General features: G+C 61.1%; 15 protein-coding genes and 1 pseudogene. 8 read left to right on the top strand and 8 right to left on the bottom strand.

Annotated features, from left to right (window positions below):
• Positions 1 to 66 precede the first annotated feature (66 nt).
• From FEZ21_RS07840 to FEZ21_RS07825, 4 genes are read right to left on the bottom strand one after another with little or no spacing between them, the layout of a single operon-like run.
• Complete coding sequence (locus FEZ21_RS07840; protein WP_160626818.1) at positions 67 to 1,026, bottom strand: sugar kinase; 960 nt, start codon at positions 1,024 to 1,026, stop codon at positions 67 to 69.
• A gap of 1 nt (position 1,027) precedes the next feature.
• A complete protein-coding gene (locus FEZ21_RS07835; RefSeq protein WP_160626816.1) occupies positions 1,028 to 2,557 on the bottom strand; it encodes a UxaA family hydrolase in 1,530 nt (509 codons plus the stop codon).
• A 30-nt stretch (positions 2,558 to 2,587) separates the two neighbouring features.
• On the bottom strand, positions 2,588 to 3,727 hold the full coding sequence (locus tag FEZ21_RS07830) for a mannitol dehydrogenase family protein (protein ID WP_160626814.1): 1,140 nt from the start codon (positions 3,725 to 3,727) through the stop codon (positions 2,588 to 2,590).
• A 3-nt stretch (positions 3,728 to 3,730) separates the two neighbouring features.
• Positions 3,731 to 4,741 (bottom strand): zinc-binding alcohol dehydrogenase family protein, encoded by a 1,011-nt coding sequence (locus FEZ21_RS07825; protein WP_003443440.1) that lies wholly within the window; start codon positions 4,739 to 4,741, stop codon positions 3,731 to 3,733.
• A gap of 810 nt (positions 4,742 to 5,551) precedes the next feature.
• Here FEZ21_RS07825 and FEZ21_RS07820 point away from each other — a divergent pair.
• Positions 5,552 to 6,051: pseudogene (locus FEZ21_RS07820) on the top strand (type VI secretion system amidase effector protein Tae4).
• The gene (locus FEZ21_RS07815; protein WP_003443442.1) at positions 6,048 to 6,491 is read left to right on the top strand and encodes a type VI secretion system amidase immunity protein Tai4; all 444 of its coding nucleotides are present in this window, start codon (positions 6,048 to 6,050) and stop codon (positions 6,489 to 6,491) included. Before FEZ21_RS07820 ends, FEZ21_RS07815 begins: the two are co-directional and overlap by 4 nt.
• Before the next feature lie 55 nt (positions 6,492 to 6,546).
• Here FEZ21_RS07815 and argC read toward each other — a convergent pair whose 3' ends face one another.
• Positions 6,547 to 7,476 carry an N-acetyl-gamma-glutamyl-phosphate reductase gene (argC, locus tag FEZ21_RS07810; RefSeq protein ID WP_010655602.1) on the bottom strand — a complete coding sequence of 310 codons (930 nt, stop codon included), beginning with the start codon at positions 7,474 to 7,476 and terminating at the stop codon, positions 6,547 to 6,549.
• Between the two features lie 114 nt (positions 7,477 to 7,590).
• Between argC and FEZ21_RS07805 the strand changes: the two genes are divergently transcribed.
• Both FEZ21_RS07805 and FEZ21_RS07800 read left to right on the top strand, forming a co-directional pair.
• Positions 7,591 to 8,496: a LysR family transcriptional regulator gene (locus FEZ21_RS07805; RefSeq protein WP_010655601.1), complete on the top strand. Its 906-nt coding sequence runs from the start codon at positions 7,591 to 7,593 to the stop codon at positions 8,494 to 8,496.
• Positions 8,497 to 8,595: 99 nt separating this feature from the next.
• Positions 8,596 to 8,925, top strand: coding sequence for a hypothetical protein (locus FEZ21_RS07800; protein ID WP_160626813.1), 330 nt, complete (start codon positions 8,596 to 8,598; stop codon positions 8,923 to 8,925).
• Here the strand turns inward: FEZ21_RS07800 and FEZ21_RS07795 are convergent, their stop codons facing one another.
• Both FEZ21_RS07795 and FEZ21_RS07790 read right to left on the bottom strand, forming a co-directional pair.
• Positions 8,926 to 9,312: a cytochrome c family protein gene (locus tag FEZ21_RS07795; RefSeq protein ID WP_160626811.1), complete on the bottom strand. Its 387-nt coding sequence runs from the start codon at positions 9,310 to 9,312 to the stop codon at positions 8,926 to 8,928. It abuts the gene before it with no gap.
• Between the two features lie 53 nt (positions 9,313 to 9,365).
• Positions 9,366 to 9,983 carry a LysE family translocator gene (locus FEZ21_RS07790; protein ID WP_160626809.1) on the bottom strand — a complete coding sequence of 206 codons (618 nt, stop codon included), beginning with the start codon at positions 9,981 to 9,983 and terminating at the stop codon, positions 9,366 to 9,368.
• 145 nt (positions 9,984 to 10,128) lie between these two features.
• Here FEZ21_RS07790 and FEZ21_RS07785 point away from each other — a divergent pair, with 145 nt between their 5' ends.
• The gene (locus FEZ21_RS07785; RefSeq protein WP_029612224.1) at positions 10,129 to 10,581 is read left to right on the top strand and encodes an Lrp/AsnC family transcriptional regulator; all 453 of its coding nucleotides are present in this window, start codon (positions 10,129 to 10,131) and stop codon (positions 10,579 to 10,581) included.
• A gap of 26 nt (positions 10,582 to 10,607) precedes the next feature.
• On the opposite strand, the gene FEZ21_RS07780 is transcribed toward FEZ21_RS07785, so the two are convergent.
• Entirely contained in the window at positions 10,608 to 11,525 is a 918-nt protein-coding gene (locus FEZ21_RS07780; protein ID WP_003443475.1) for a LysR family transcriptional regulator, read from the bottom strand.
• 116 nt (positions 11,526 to 11,641) lie between these two features.
• On the opposite strand from FEZ21_RS07780, the gene FEZ21_RS07775 reads away from it, so the two are divergent.
• The 3 genes from FEZ21_RS07775 (at position 11,642) to FEZ21_RS07765 (ending at position 14,787) form a co-directional block, all read left to right on the top strand.
• A complete protein-coding gene (locus tag FEZ21_RS07775) occupies positions 11,642 to 12,529 on the top strand; it encodes an SDR family oxidoreductase (RefSeq protein ID WP_160626807.1) in 888 nt (295 codons plus the stop codon).
• Positions 12,530 to 13,315: 786 nt separating this feature from the next.
• On the top strand, positions 13,316 to 13,822 hold the full coding sequence (locus FEZ21_RS07770; protein WP_003443479.1) for a sigma-70 family RNA polymerase sigma factor: 507 nt from the start codon (positions 13,316 to 13,318) through the stop codon (positions 13,820 to 13,822).
• Complete coding sequence (locus tag FEZ21_RS07765) at positions 13,819 to 14,787, top strand: FecR domain-containing protein (protein ID WP_160626805.1); 969 nt, start codon at positions 13,819 to 13,821, stop codon at positions 14,785 to 14,787. The genes FEZ21_RS07770 and FEZ21_RS07765 overlap by 4 nt, the downstream gene beginning before the upstream one ends.
• Positions 14,788 to 14,836: the final 49 nt, after the last annotated feature.

Below are 14,836 nucleotides of genomic sequence, written 5' to 3'. Positions count from 1 at the left end.
CGTACCTCTTCTTATTGTTGGAGTAGGTGTTATCCAGGATGCCTGCAGGCATCTTTACTGCGGGTGTCAGAACTGTTCTGCAAACCTCTCGAGTTCAGCGCGAGTGGGTAAACCATCGCTGTCACCCGGAAAGCCCAGCACCCGGGCGCCGATCAGATTGCCCCGGGCCACAGCCCCGGCGACGCCGAGACCTTCGAGCAAGGCGCTGATCACGCCCACGGCGAAACCGTCACCCGCGCCCACGGTGTCCACCACCCGGGTCACCGGGTACCCGGGGCAGTAGCCGCTCTCATTGGCGGTTGCGTAATAGGCACCTTCGGCACCCAGCTTGAGCACCACCAGCGAGCAGCCCTTGGCCAGGTAGAAGCCGGCGATATCGGCCGGGTGTTCAAGGCCACTCAGCAGCCGGCCCTCCGCCAGGCCGGGGAAGACCCAGTCAGCCAGACCGGCCAGATCGTTCAGGCACGCCACCATGCTGGCTTGGGATTGCCATAACCGCTGGCGCAAATTCGGATCGAACGACACACTGCGGCCCGCCGCGCGCATATCGCCGGCCATATGAAAAATCAGTTCGCGCACGCTGTCGCTCAGCGCCGGGCTGATGCCGGTGATGTGCAGATGCCTGGCGCCACGGCAGTAATCGCCGGGGTAATCGGCCAGGCTCAGATGACTGGCCGCCGAGCCTTTGCGGTGATATTCGATGTCGGGGTCGCCGCCGTCCGAACGGCGTGACTTGAACATCAGGCCGGTGGGATGCGCGGGGTCCAGCACTGTGTAACGGTGATCAATGCCGTCGCGGGCCATGACATCGCCCAGCCAGTGGCCAAGGGTGTCATTGCCAAGACGGCTGATATAACCGACGCCAAAACCCAGACGTGCCAGGCCGGTGGCCACATTCAACTCGGCGCCGGCAGCGCCGCGCACATAATCTTTGGCCTCGCGCAGGCTGCCGTCATCCCGGGCGCTGAACAGACCCATGGCTTCGCCGCAGGTAACGACTGCAATCGATTCGGTGAGTTGGCCCATGTCACATCACCGCGCCGATTTGCCAGGGCAGAAACTCGTTGTCGCCCAGCCCGTTTTCTTCACTGCAGGTTTTGCGACCAGAGGCCGTTGCCAGCATCAGCTCGAACAGACGCGCCCCCGCCTCGGCCACCGACTCTTCAGCGTCGACAATCGCCCCGGCATTGAAATCCATGTCCAGCGACATGCGTTGAAACAGCCGGGTATTGGTGGCGATTTTCAGCGACGGTGTCGGCTTGCAGCCATAGGTCGAGCCGCGTCCGGTGGTAAAGCAAATCAGGTTCGCCCCGCCCGCCACCTGACCGGTGGCCGACACCGGGTCGTAGCCCGGGGTGTCCATGAACACCAGGCCGTTTTGTTCAATCGCCTCGCCGTACTGATACACCGCCATCAGCCCCGTCGCGCCGGCCTTGGCCACCGCCCCCAGAGACTTTTCGAGAATGGTGGTAATGCCCCCGGCCTTGTTGCCCGGGGACGGATTGTTGTTCATGTCGCCGTCATGCTGACGTACATAGTCTTCCCACCAATGAATGCGGCTCATCAACTTGTCGGCAACCTGCGCAGATGCAGCACGGGCGGTCAGCAGGTGCTCGGCGCCATAAATTTCCGGGGTTTCCGAGAGGATCGCGGTGCCGCCATGTCCCACCACCAGGTCGACCGCCGCACCCAGCGCCGGGTTGGCACTGATCCCCGAATATCCGTCTGAGCCACCGCATTGCAGGCCCACGGTGAGGTGTCTGGCCGACACGCTGCTGCGCTGCTGGCTGTTGACTCCGTCGAGCATCGCCTCTACCAGCGCTATCCCGCGCTGCACCGTTTCCCGGGTACCACCGGCGTCCTGGATCACCAGGCTGGCCTTGAGCAACGCCGGGCGATCGGCCAGTTGCTCCATGAGCGGGGCCAGTTGATTGACTTCACAGCCCAGGCCGATCACCAGTACCCCGGCGAAATTGACGTGGTCGGCATAGCCGCGCAGGGTGCGCTGGAGGATCTCGATGCCCTCGCCCTTGGCGCCCATGCCGCAACCGCTGCCATGGGTGATGGCGACCACGCCGTCAACATTGGGGTAATCGCGCAGACGCCCGGCGTCGAATGTCGCAGCGATCTGTTTACACACCGTGGCCGAGCAATTGACGCTGGAAATCACCCCGATGTAGTTGCGCGTGCCGACCCGGCCATCTGCACGTACATAGCCGGCAAACCGGGCCTCGTCGGCGTGATAAACCGTGGGTTGATAGACATTGGCCAGCGCCTGGGTGGAACTGGCCGCAGGCATCTGCAGGTTGTGCACATGGACGTAGTCGCCAGGTCGCAAGGCAGCGCTGGCCTGGCCGATGATTTGCCCGTACTTGCGCACCGGCTGCCCCTGGGCGACACCGCGCAGGGCGATTTTATGCCCCGAGGCAATATCGGCCAGCGCCGTCACGCCCAGGCCGTCGGCGAACAGTTCCTGGCCCTTGGCGATGTCGCCGCGGGCAACGGCGACGTCATCTCCCGGGGTCAGTACAAGTAAGGATGAGCTTGCAAGGTACATGGTGGATCCTCAACGGTTCTGGTGCGCCGCTCAGTGCTGGCTGAGCAGGACGGCCCGTAATATCGGTTGCTCAAGGCCTGGCGCAACCTGCTCAGCGAGCTCGATCAGGGGCAGAAGGCGGCGCTGTTTCTTGTCTTTATGGTTAGCGGCGATGTCAGCCAGACGATGTTGCAAGAACGGGTTGGCGAAGCGCTCGCGCACGCTGTCGACATAGCGCCGGGCGGTATCCAGCTGACCCAGGGCGGCGAATACCGGGAGCACTTCGCTGGCCCACAGTGCTTCCAGATCGGCGCGCAGTGCCGGGCTATGCATGGCCTGGTACACAGTCTCGTGCTCGGGGCGCCCGTCACTGAGCCAGCGCTCGGCCAGATAGCTGTGGCCCAGATTCAGGGTGAACAGTTTTAGCCGCTCGTAATGATCGAGGTCATCGGTCAGCACAATGGCTTCGTGGCTGCAGGGCAGCGTCAGCCCCTCCTGACGCTCGATCGCCCACAGCGCATAGGGTTCAGCCACCGCGCCCACCGGCTCAAGGGCCTGGGAAACGATGCGGTCCACCAGCGAGTTGGCCCAGCGGCAGTTCTGCGTCAGGTAGCTCTCGAATGCGTCGCCCAGTGCCCAGCTGCGGGCCAGGCCCACCAGCAGATCACGCAACACATCGCCATTGCGCGCCACCAGTTCACAGGGGAACAGCGACAGCGTGGAGTGCGGGTTGTGCTGCCAGCGATCGTGGAGCAAGACCAGAAGTTTGGCCGGGAAGCTGATCGGCGCCGGGGCCTGGGCGCCGAGCAGCACGGGAGTGTCCCGCGGGTCCAGCAGATAACCGCGGTCACCGGTATTGGAAATCACCACCCGGACCTGTTCGACAAAGCCCTGGCGCAGCGCCGGCCACTGCTGGGCGGCATGCACTGCGCGGCTTATCGCCGAAGCCTGGAGGTTTTGTTCGACTACCTGACCCCGGTCGATGCCCTGGATCAGCACCCGGTACGGCTTGCCGCTGGCCAGTGCCGCGGTGCGGGCAGTGCTGGCCGGGCTATCGGTGGTCTGCACCACGGCAATACGGCCCAGGGCCGCGCCACGCTCCAACGCCTGGGACACGAAAAGATCGACATGGGCCTGAAGAAAGCGGCTGGTGCCAAACTGCAGGATCGGCGGGAATTGGTTATCGCTCATCGCCTAGCACTCGATAATGGCTTTGACCACGCCTTGCTGCGGGTCCAGCAAAGTGGGGAACAGATTGACCACCTCGCTGAGTGCAATGCGATGGGTGTTCAGGGCCCGGTCGGGAATCAAGCCGTCGCGCAGGCATTGCTCGACATAGCGGAAGTCTTCGACGGTGGCGTTGCGGCTGCCCATCAGGGTGGCTTCGCGCTTGTGGAACTCGGGGTCGGAAAAGGTGATCGAGTCACGCACCACCGAGATCATCACGTAGGTGCCGCCGTGGGCGATAAATTCGAAGCCGCGCTCCATGGCCCGGGCGTTACCGGTGGCGTCGAACACCACGTCATAAAAATCGCCTTCGGTGAGGTCGGCCAGAGCGTCCTTGTCGCCCTCACCGATTTTCACCGCGGCGTGAATGCCCAGGTGCTGGCGGCAAAAATCCAGACGGTCGTCGCGGGTGTCGAGCACCGTGACTCTGGCCCCGCGCAACCCGGCAAAAATCGCCGCCGCCATGCCAATGGGCCCGGTGCCGACCACCAGCACCCGCTGCCCGGCCTGCAGGTTCGAGCGACGCACGGCATGGGCCCCGATGGACAGGAACTCGATCATTGCCGCCTGATCCAGCGACACCCCGTCAGCCTTGTGGATGAACTGATGGGCAACGCTCAGGTATTCGGTAAAGGCGCCGTCGCAGTGCACGCCCAGTACCTGGATCCGGGTGCAGCAGTTGGTCTTGCCTTTGCTGCAGGCGATGCAGGTGCCGCACGAGATATACGGCATCACGTAGACCACGTCGCCGGCCACCAGGCCACTGCCTTCATCGCTGGCTTCAACGATGCCGGAAAACTCATGGCCCATGACCCGCGGGTATTCAAGGAAGGGCTGATTGCCGGTGAAGATATGCAGGTCGGTGCCACACACCCCCACCCGCTTGACCCGGATCAGGGTTTCGCCGGGCTGGCGGGCGGGTATCGGGCTCTGGACAGCAGTGAGCGAGCGCGGCTCGTTACAAATCACAGTCAGCATTTTTATTCTCCGGCAATAGCACGCGGGCTACGGGGTATGGGCAAGGCGAGACAGGGGGCGGGGAACGGCAGCAACGGGAGATGGAGACAGGGCATGGGGATCTCCTCTTATTGTGTGCAGCGTGAGTGCCGCCTGGATGATCACGGCTCGAAAACTACACGCGGCAAAATACATTGGCAAGACCAATTTATAAAAAATATGAATTGGCCTTACCAGATTGCAATCAGGTGCGAGTGATCGCCGAGAGCGCTTGATGCTCTTGGAACATGGCTTTGATCAGGGCTTGGAGGAGCGCAGTGGCAATTTTTAATGGACGACTATTTTTCAGAGGGCTCTGATTTATTTTCGACGGTTACGGCATCAAGGTGCAGCGCTGCTGACACCCCTGGAGCAACAACATGAATGGATCGCTGCCCGCGCTTTATCCCCACCCACTCGCCCCTGAAACTCTGCGCACACTTGACAATTCGCCCTGCACAAAGCGACAGCGAGCCAAAGATAGGATCAGCCTGATGTATGGCTTATTCACACCTGGAAATGCTGTTCTACATATTGCGCAGAGAGTGAGTTATTCGCAGCGGATGTCTTTACCCGACAGAAAGCCAAGTAGCGCTATGGACTTTAACTTTAAATACATCGCCACCATAAGCGTTGAAAACAAGGACCGACATAAAGTTAAATCCCGCTGATTTAGACTCCGAATCTACTGGTTACATAACAATAAATAGCGGCCGACACAGGGTTCTTCCTCAATGAACAAAGCTATTGCCATTGCGCATGGCTTGACCAAATAAAAACCAAGGATAACAAATGACTCGACCTTTTTTCTCTGTTGCCTGGGCTGCTTCACAGCGAATTTACGACCCTGTCAACTCCGGCGCAAAAGTTGCACAAATAATTGGTGGATATGTTGAAAAGAATATCAACAACCCCATACCCCAGCAGCGCTGGAGTAATACCTGTGCCGTTCGAATTAGTTATATTTTGAATCAATCTGGCATGAACATTCCAAAAACTCCAGGACAGACAGTATCAGGAGCGGACAATCGCCAATATTTTTCCGGGTAAGGAATCTTGTTGCATTCCTCGAGGAGCGTTGGGGGCAACCTGATATCCTGAAATACCCGCCCACTGGTGGAGGATCCCTTGCCGGTAGAAAGGGGCTGATCCTGTTTGAAGTTACAGGCTGGTCAGATGCTCAAGGCCACGCAACACTATTCGATGGCAATATCTGCTACGACCAGTGTTACTTCAATGAACCAGAAGCGAGATACAGCACCGACCGCGCTAACTTTTGGAATTTGCCATGAACATAATCTGGAGAGGTGGCCTGACTGTTTCGGCCCTGGCCCTCTATCTGTCAGTTTGCCATGCACAGAACAGCCAGTTTAGCTTTCCTGGCGCTGGGGCACGTCCCCATGCCCAGAACTATAAAGACATGATCCTGGCCACCTGTGTCGCGAACGCCTACCAAAATGACAAGAGTGCTGCTATTGATGCCGGCAGTAGTGTGAGTGCATTACGCGACTGGACCGAATACGACTTGGAAAGGGCGCCAGATGCTATCAAGTCCCTGGTCGATAGTTATTTGGCGCGCAATTACCACAACCCGTTAGTCGAACCGGAAATCAAGGATGTACGTTTCGACTTTCTGAAATGTCTGGACCTCTATCACAGCAGCGAACTGGACGAACAGACGAAAGACCTGGTAATCAATCCCGGGCATAAATACAGGAAGGATAATCTGTGATCCAGACACCGGGTTGATCATTCCGCTCTCGTAAAATAGTTGCAGGTAACCTCCGTTAGTCCCCCGCCATCATCAAATCCAGGTTCTGCACCGCCGCTCCGGCAGCCCCCTTGCCTAGGTTGTCGAATACGGCAGCCAGCAGTACCTGGCCGGTCTGCTGGTTTTCACACACCACCAATTGCAAATCATCAGTCCCGTTCAGCGCCTGCGGATCAAGGCCGGTCAAGGCTTTGGCCTCCTGCAGCGCCATCACCTGAACATGGGCCGCAGCGGCGTAGTGCTGCACAAGGCATTCATGCAACCGCAACCCGTCCACCCCCGGCGCCAGCAAGCGCAGTTGCAAAGGTATGGTCAGCACTATGCCCTGGCGAAAAGCACCATAGGCCGGGATAAATACCGGCCGCTGCAGCAGGCCGCTTTGCTGCTGGATCTCCGCCACATGTTTGTGCGCCAGCCCCAGGCCATAGACCTGAAATGCTGCCCCTCCGATGGCACCCTCCCCTTCAAACTCCTCCACTGCGGCCCGCCCCTTTCCGGAATAACCCGACACGGCATTAATGGTCAGCGGGTAGTCCCCAGGCAGTAAACCGGCCTCCAGTAGCGGACGCAGCAGCCCTATTGCCCCGGTGGGATAACAACCGGGATTACTGACCCGCCGCGCCGTGGCAATACGCCGGGCCTGTTGCGGGTTCATCTCGGCGAAACCATAGGTCCAGTGCGGATCGGTACGGTGCGCCGAGCTTGCGTCGATTACCCGTACGCCAGGGTTTTCGATGCTGGCTACAGCGTCCCGTGCCGCGTCATCGGGCAAGCACAGAATCGCGATGTCGCAGGCGTTGATGATTTCGGCGCGACGCCGGGCATCCTTGCGATGCTCGGGATCGAGCTTGATCAAACGCAGGTCGGGGCGATCCCGTAGCCGTTGATGAATTTGCAACCCGGTGGTGCCTTGGTCGCCGTCGATGAAGATCAGAGGACTTGCCATGGAATGCTCTCGAACTCAGGAAATCAGGAGCGGCAATCTTCAGCGAGGGGCTAAGATAGGAAAAGTTGAATTTCCAAACGATTAACTTCAGTTTTTCTGAACAAGGAATGATCCATGCGCGAAATCAGCCTGGACCGGTTGCGCACGCTGGTGGCTATTGCCGACCTGGGCTCGTTTGCCGAGGCGGCCCGGGTGCTGAACCTGGCCCCGCCCACGGTCAGTTTGCATATCGCCGACCTGGAATCGCGAGTAGGCGCCAGGCTGTTATCCCGCAGCCGGGGCCGGGTCCAGCCATCGGCGATTGGCGCCACCCTGGTGGAACGCGCGCGGCGTCTGCTGGCAGATGCGCAGCAGGCCCTTGAGGACGTGCAGCGACAGGTGCAGGGGCTGGCCGGACGCGTGCGGCTGGGAGCCTCCACCGGGGCCATCGCCCAGTTGCTGCCGCAAGCGCTGGAGACCTTGAGCCAACATCATCCCGCTATCGATGTGCAGGTCGCCGTGCTCACCTCCCGGGAAACCTTGCACAGGCTGGCCGAAGGCTCTCTGGAAATCGGCCTGGTGGCGCTGCCACAGACCCCGGTCAAACAATTGCGGATCAAGCCCTGGCGGCGCGACCCGGTCATGGCCTTCCTGCCGGCGCGCGGGGAATGCCCGCAGGTAGTGACCCCCGCCTGGCTGGCAGCGCAGCCCTTGATCCTGAATGACAACACCACCCGGCTTTCACGCCTCACCGCGGAGTGGTTCGCCAGCGATGGGCACCAGCCCGCAGCGCGTATTCAACTGAACTACAACGATGCAATCAAAAGCCTGGTGGCGGCCGGTTATGGGGCCACGTTGTTGCCCCATGAAGCCTGCACCCCGCTGCCTGACAGCCGGATCGCCATGCGCCCGTTACAGCCCCTGTTGTGGCGCCAACTGGGGATTGCCCACCGTGACGGCGATGTGGAGCGGGCCACGCAACATGTGCTGGATGTGTTGTGGGGGCTAAGCTCGCAGCCGGCCGAGGCTGGCGCACCCTGAGGGCCTGCCCGATTCAGGGGTGCGCAGGGCCAAGGCTTTTTTTTCGCCGGCAGAACAGCGATGATCGCCGCCCCGCTCCACAGCACAGGAACCCGCTTCATGGAATTGCCACTGGAAACAGTCGCCCTTTTCGCGCTGAAACTGGCCTACGAGACCGAAGGCTCAAGCCCGATATTGCGTGACGACCTGGTCATGGCGGACTACGAGCGCGAGGTCTTTGCCCTGCTGGTGCGCAAGGGCGATATCGGCGCCATTCAAGCCAAGCTCGATGCCTGCCTGGGCCTGGCCCTGAACGCCCTGGGCGGCACCGACAAGCCCATGGGCCGCGAGCTCGAGCGCCTGTCCCTGGATGTGAAAAACGCCCGCACGCTGGAACAACTCGACACCCCGCTGCTGACCCTCAGGGACTATCTCAAAGATATTCAGTGATCACTGCCCCTGAAAGGTCTCAAGGTACGCCAGCAAATTGTCGATCTTCTCGGGGTCACTGATGCCCCAGAAAATCATCCGCGTACCGCTCACCACTTTCTTCGGGGCTTCGATGTACGCGGCCAGTTTGTCCCGCGTCCACACCACACCCGAGTTTTTCATCGCCTCGGAGTACTGGTAGTCCGCCGTGGTCCCGGCTGGCCGGCCGATTATGCCGTTGAGCTGCGGCCCGAACCCGCCCCGGGCGTTTTCGCCAATGCTGTGACAGCCGCCACAGGTTTTGCTGAACATTCTGGCTCCCGCCTCGGCATCCCCGGCCGCCACAGCGGTGCCGGTGAATCCGGTTGCGAGGATCAGGGCCAGGCTCAGTAATGCTGTTTGTTTCATGGGCGGTTCCACACTCCGGGGTCAGGGTCGGGCTCGCCGGCAATCTTACAGGCTCAACGCAAAACCTGCTCCGCCAGCAGTCCCAGCGCGATAAGGATCATCACCGTCCCGGACACCCGGCTGACCTTTTTCGCCGCCCCCGGCCGGGTCTGCAATACCGCCTGGGCGCTGAACCCCACCAGCAGATAAACCACTGCGCAACTCACCGCATGCAATGAACCCAGGGCGATGATTTGCGCCGGGATCGGCCACGTCGATAACGGGTCGGTGAATTGCGGCAACAGGGCCAGAAACAGCAGAAATACCTTGGGGTTCATGCCACTGACGCACGTGCCCTTCCAGGCCCAGCGAAACCATGAATCCGCCACCTGCATCTGCCCGGCCTCGGGGGTGGACGGCTGGCGAATCATGCTGATGCCCAGCCACAGCAAATACAGGGCCCCGCCGAGGGTGAGCAGCGACATGATCAACGGACTCCTGGCCAGTAACGCGCCGACACCTGCAGCCACAACCAGGGTCGCCAGCAAGTGGCCCGAGAGCAGGCCCGCGACCGCAGGCGCAACCCGACGACCGCGAATACCGGCTGAAATCGCGTAAGCCCAGTCGGCGCCGGGGGTGATGATGAACAGGAACGACACCGCCCAAAAGGCGGCCAGGATGCTGAGAGTCACGGAGTGTCTGCCTTCTACGAAGCCGGGGGGATTGTGCAATGCGCCGAATGAAGCGAATGCGCTCAGTAGAAGATTAGAGATTTGCTGATAGGATTATCTTTCGTTTATCCCAATCATTAGCGATCAGATTAGAAGGTTCTTCCAGGTGGATCGAATTGATCGAAAGATTCTCGCGGAGCTGCATGGGGACGGCCGTCTTTCTCTCACAGAACTGGCGGACCGGGTCGGGCTGAGCCTCTCGCCCTGTCATCGGCGGGTGCGGGCTCTGGAAGAGTCGGGGGTGATTTTGGGCTATCGGGCCCTGCTGGCGCCGAAAGAACTGGGCCTGGGCTTTTCTGCGATTGTGTTTGTGACGTTGCGCGAAGTGACCCGCCAGGCCGTCGCCGACTTCGAGGCGGCCTTGCCGCAGATTCCACAGATTATCGAAGCGCAAAGACTGTTCGGCGACCCGGACTACCTGCTGCAAGTGATTGCCAAAGACCTGCAGGCCTTTCAGCAACTGTACGACGAGCGCCTGACCTCGCTGCCCAACGTACAACGGCTGGTCTCGACCCTGGTGATGAAAAGCGTGATCCACGACAGGGTGCTGCCGCTGTAACCGAAAACCGGTAGTCGCTGCCGCCATTACCGGTCGAGGGGCATCAGCCCGGCCGCCAGGGCATCCAGCAAAGCGCTGACTTTGGGCAAAGCCTGGCGGCTTTTCGGCCACACCAGATTGATCGCCAGGCCGTCGCTGGCCAGATGCGGCAGCACCTGCACCAAAGACCCGTCGGCCAGCTGTTGCTTGATCAGCCAGGTCGGTAATTGCGCAATGCCGCAACCCGCCAGCACCGTCATGACCTGCCCTTCGCCATCACCGACGATGTATTTGGCCGGCATCACCCGGCGCTCGGTCTCACCGGGCCGATTGCCGGAAAAACTCCAGGGGCTGACCGTGCCATCGGCCCGGCCATAGGCAACACACTGATGATGCTCCAGGTCGCGGTCCGTCACCGGCGTACCGTGAATCTTCAGGTAAGCCGGGGCGGCGCAGAACACATGCCGCTCACGTCCCAGGTAACGATGCCCCAGTGCACCGGGCCAGACATCCGAACCGCCGACCCGGACGACGATATCAACCCCCTCTTCAACCGGGTCGATAAAGCGGTCCGAAAACGAAATGTGCGGCAGCAACAGCGCATGTTGCTGCACAAATTTCAGCACCACCGGCAACGCCTGCAGACGCCCGAACGCTGCCGGCAGGTCAATTCGCAGTCGGCCCCGCGGCTCGGTATTTTCCGCCTGCATGGACAACTCGGCCTCTTCCAGTTCGGCCAGCACCCCGGTACAGGTCCGATAGAACGCGGCCCCGGCATCGGTCAACGACAAACGCCGGGTGGTGCGATTGAACAGGCGCACCTCCAGCCGGCTCTCCAGTCGGGCGATGCCTTTGCTGATGGCCGAAGGGCTCAGGTTCAGGCGCTCGGCAGCAGCTTTGAAGCTGCCGGCTTCGGTCACGCAGACAAACACATCGATGCCCTTCAGGCGCTCGGAAGTAAACATACCCGCCTCGTATTCGTGAACTGAATTCATGTCATTAGGTAAAAGGTATCGTAAATACGACCGTTTTTCCCCAGTAAACTGGAGCCCATGCCATTCCTCAACCTACAGGCGCTCCCATGACCCCGCAAAAACCAACGGTGCTGATCACCGGTGCCACCGGCCAGATCGGCGGCGACACCCTGCGCAACCTGCTGGCCGACGACAGCATCACCCTGGTGGCCGCCGTCCGTTCACCGGCCAAGGCCAAACCCTTCGAGGCCCAAGGCATTCGCACGGTGATTATGGATTTCGACAAGGAACACACCCTGGCCCCTGCCCTGCAAGGTATCGATCGCGCGTTCCTGGTGACGGGCTACACCGTGGACATGCTGCGCCAGAGCAAAGCCTTCGTAGACCAGGCAAAAAAAGCCGGCGTGCAACATATCGTCCACCTGGGTGCCTGCGGACGGGACGACACCACCCTCGGACACTGGGCCTGGCACCAGTTCGTGGAGCGCTACATCGAGTGGTCAGGCTTTTCGTTCACCCACCTGCGCCCTGAATGCTTCATGCAGAACCTGCTCAGCTACGACGGCACCCAGGCAGTGAAAGCGGGGGTTATCGAGCAATACACCGGCGATGCACGTTTCAGCTGGGTGGATGGCGAAGACGTCGCCCGCGTCGCCGCACAAACCTTGCTGCACCCGCACAAACATGCCGGCAAGACCTACCGCCTGGGCTACGACGTGCAGTCCTACGGCGACATCGCCGCCATCATGACCCGAGTCCTGGGCCAGCCGTTCCGTTACGACGCGAAGTCACCTGACGTATTCCTGGAAAACATGCGCGCGGCCGGAGCCGAAATGGCCTACATGACCTGCGTGCACGACAACTTCACGCGCATGGCGGCCCGGCAGATTCCCGGGGTTGAAGAGACCTTCGACAACTTCCCCGCCATCACCGGCCGCCAGCCCGTGACCTGGGAAGATTTCGTGCAAAAGCACCGCAACGCTTTTGCCTATTGAGCACCTCGCCCCCCTGAATTCAGCGCGAAGCTCGATAGCACAGCAATCTGCCCCTCCCCCTGTGGGAGCGGGCTTGCCCGCGATGGCGGCGCCGCTGGTTTCAAGGCAGAGCTCGCTGGCAAGCCAGTTCCTACAGATAAGCATCGCAATCTGCCCGCTCCCACTGTGGGAGCGGGCTTGCCCGCGATGGCGGCGCTGCTGACTTCAAGGCAGAGCTCGCTGGCAAGCCAGCTCCTACAGAAAGGCATCGCAATCTGCCCCCTCCCCCTGTGGGAGCGGGCTTGCCCGCGATGACGGCGCTGCTGACTTCAAGGCAGAGCTCGCTGGCAAGCCAGCTCCTACAGAGAAGCACCGTAATCTGCCCCCTCCCCCTGTGGGAGCGGGCTTGCCCGCGATGGCGTCGCTGCGGGCTTCAGGCAGAGCTCGCTGGCAAGCCAGCTCCTACAGAAAAGCATCGCAACCCGCCCCTCCCCCTGTGGGAGCGGGCTTGCCCGCGATGGCAGCGACGCTGGTTTCAAGGCAAAGCTCGCTGGCAAGCCAGCTCCTACAGAAAGGCATCGCAATCTGCCCCTCCCCCCTGTGGGAGCGGGCTTGCCCGCGATGGCAGCGCCGCTGTCTTCAAGGCCGAGCTCGCTGGCAAGCCAGCTCCTACAGAAAGGCATCGCAGCCTGAATCGCCCCCTCAAACCCACTTCTGGATTGCCTGACAGAAGTCTGCGATTGCAGTGGCCATCATGTGGCCGCTAATATTGAGAACTATTCGCACTCACATCTGGAAACCCGACCGGTGCACCCTCTCGCGACCCAAAAACTGGGCTTCTTTTTCAGCAGCCACCATCGCTGGCTGCTGCAACATATTCAGCGCCGCCTGCGTAATCACGCCGACGCAGAGGACACCGCCGCCGATACCTTTTGCCAGATGCTGGCGGCGCGGGTAGATCCGGACAGCATTGAGCAGCCCCGGGCCTACCTGTCCACCATTGCCCGGCGCCTGATTTTCGACCGCCACCGTCGGCGCAAACTGGAAACCGCCTATCTCGATCGCCTGGCCTTGCTGCCCGAGGCCGTGGCGCCGTCCCCCGAAGAACAGTTGCAGTTGATCGAAGCTCTGGTTGCCATCGACAGGGCGATCGACGGTTTGCCGATGATCGTCAAAGCCACCTTTCTTTACAGCCAGCTGGACGGCCTGAGTTACGTGGCAATTGCGCAAAAACTGGGGCTGTCCGAACGCACGGTCAGCCGCTACATGAAACAGGCATTGCGCCAGTGTTACCTGAGCGAGGCCGGCCTGTGAGCAAGCAGCGGCTGGACCCGGTGAGCGAACAGACCATCGACTGGATGGTGCAACTGCGCGCCGGCACTCCCGACGCAATGCTGCAAGAGCGCTTCAACGCCTGGCTGGCCAAAGACCCCGCACATGCTCAGGCCTGGGACAAATTGCAGCAGCGCCTCAGCGGCTCCTTCAGCCCTCTGCGTTCACTGGATGATCGGCTGCCCGGACAAGCCGGTGAAGCCCGTCAGTTGCTCTTGCAACCCCATGCAACCCGGCGCGACACGCTGCGCGCTATTGCCGGTCTGGGCCTGCTCGGTGGCGGTTTGTGGCTAGGCGCGCGCAGCCCGATGGGTAATTCGCTGCTGGCCGATCTGTCCACCGGCCGTGGTCAGCGCCAGGACTTCAACCTGGCTGACGGCAGCCGCCTGCGCCTGAACGCCAACAGTGCCGTGGACCTGAGGTTCGATGACCGGCAACGGCTGCTGATTCTGCGTCACGGCGAGCTGGTGATTGAGGTGGCCGCGGATGCGAGCCGGCCCTTTTGCGTACGCACCGCAGAAGGTGAAATCCGCGCTTCGGCAAGTCGCTTCCTGGTGGCTCAGGAGCCTGCAGCAAGCCGGGTGGTGGTGCTGCAACACGCCGTGCAGGCACAGCTGTTCAACGGCATGTCCCTGAATCTGGACGAAGGTCAGTCGGCCCTGCTGTATGCCAGGCAAATCGTCCCTGTGGAGGGTGACCAGCGCCGTCGCGCTGACTGGCTTAACGGCAAACTGAACGTGCTGGACGATCCTCTGGAGCAAGTGGTCGCGGCCCTGCGCCCTTACACCCGTGGTTTGGTGCGGGTTGCTCCCCAGGTTCGCGGCCTGCGGGTGCAGGGTGTGTACCCGCTCAACGATCCCGACCGGGCCTTCACCGCACTGGCTGAAACCCTGCCAATTCGTGTGGATCGTTACAGTACATGGCTGACTCTGATCGGGGCGGTATAACGGCCATGGAAAGTTTTTTTTGATAATTGTTCGCATCGGTGTCCGGTTT

Source organism: Pseudomonas sp. 9.1(2019) (assembly GCF_009910445.1).
Classification (GTDB): Bacteria; Pseudomonadota; Gammaproteobacteria; order Pseudomonadales; family Pseudomonadaceae; genus Aquipseudomonas; species Aquipseudomonas paraversuta.
Note: the sequence above shows the minus strand (reverse complement) of the source record. Positions and strands in the feature narration are given on the sequence as shown.

Coding starts and splice junctions, on each gene's coding strand:
- FEZ21_RS07840 (WP_160626818.1), bottom strand. CDS start 1,026: ATGGGCCAACTCACCGAATCGATTGCAGTCGTTACCTGCGGCGAAGCC.
- FEZ21_RS07835 (WP_160626816.1), bottom strand. CDS start 2,557: ATGTACCTTGCAAGCTCATCCTTACTTGTACTGACCCCGGGAGATGAC.
- FEZ21_RS07830 (WP_160626814.1), bottom strand. CDS start 3,727: ATGAGCGATAACCAATTCCCGCCGATCCTGCAGTTTGGCACCAGCCGC.
- FEZ21_RS07825 (WP_003443440.1), bottom strand. CDS start 4,741: ATGCTGACTGTGATTTGTAACGAGCCGCGCTCGCTCACTGCTGTCCAG.
- FEZ21_RS07815 (WP_003443442.1), top strand. CDS start 6,048: ATGAACATAATCTGGAGAGGTGGCCTGACTGTTTCGGCCCTGGCCCTC.
- argC (WP_010655602.1), bottom strand. CDS start 7,476: ATGGCAAGTCCTCTGATCTTCATCGACGGCGACCAAGGCACCACCGGG.
- FEZ21_RS07805 (WP_010655601.1), top strand. CDS start 7,591: ATGCGCGAAATCAGCCTGGACCGGTTGCGCACGCTGGTGGCTATTGCC.
- FEZ21_RS07800 (WP_160626813.1), top strand. CDS start 8,596: ATGGAATTGCCACTGGAAACAGTCGCCCTTTTCGCGCTGAAACTGGCC.
- FEZ21_RS07795 (WP_160626811.1), bottom strand. CDS start 9,312: ATGAAACAAACAGCATTACTGAGCCTGGCCCTGATCCTCGCAACCGGA.
- FEZ21_RS07780 (WP_003443475.1), bottom strand. CDS start 11,525: ATGTTTACTTCCGAGCGCCTGAAGGGCATCGATGTGTTTGTCTGCGTG.
- FEZ21_RS07775 (WP_160626807.1), top strand. CDS start 11,642: ATGACCCCGCAAAAACCAACGGTGCTGATCACCGGTGCCACCGGCCAG.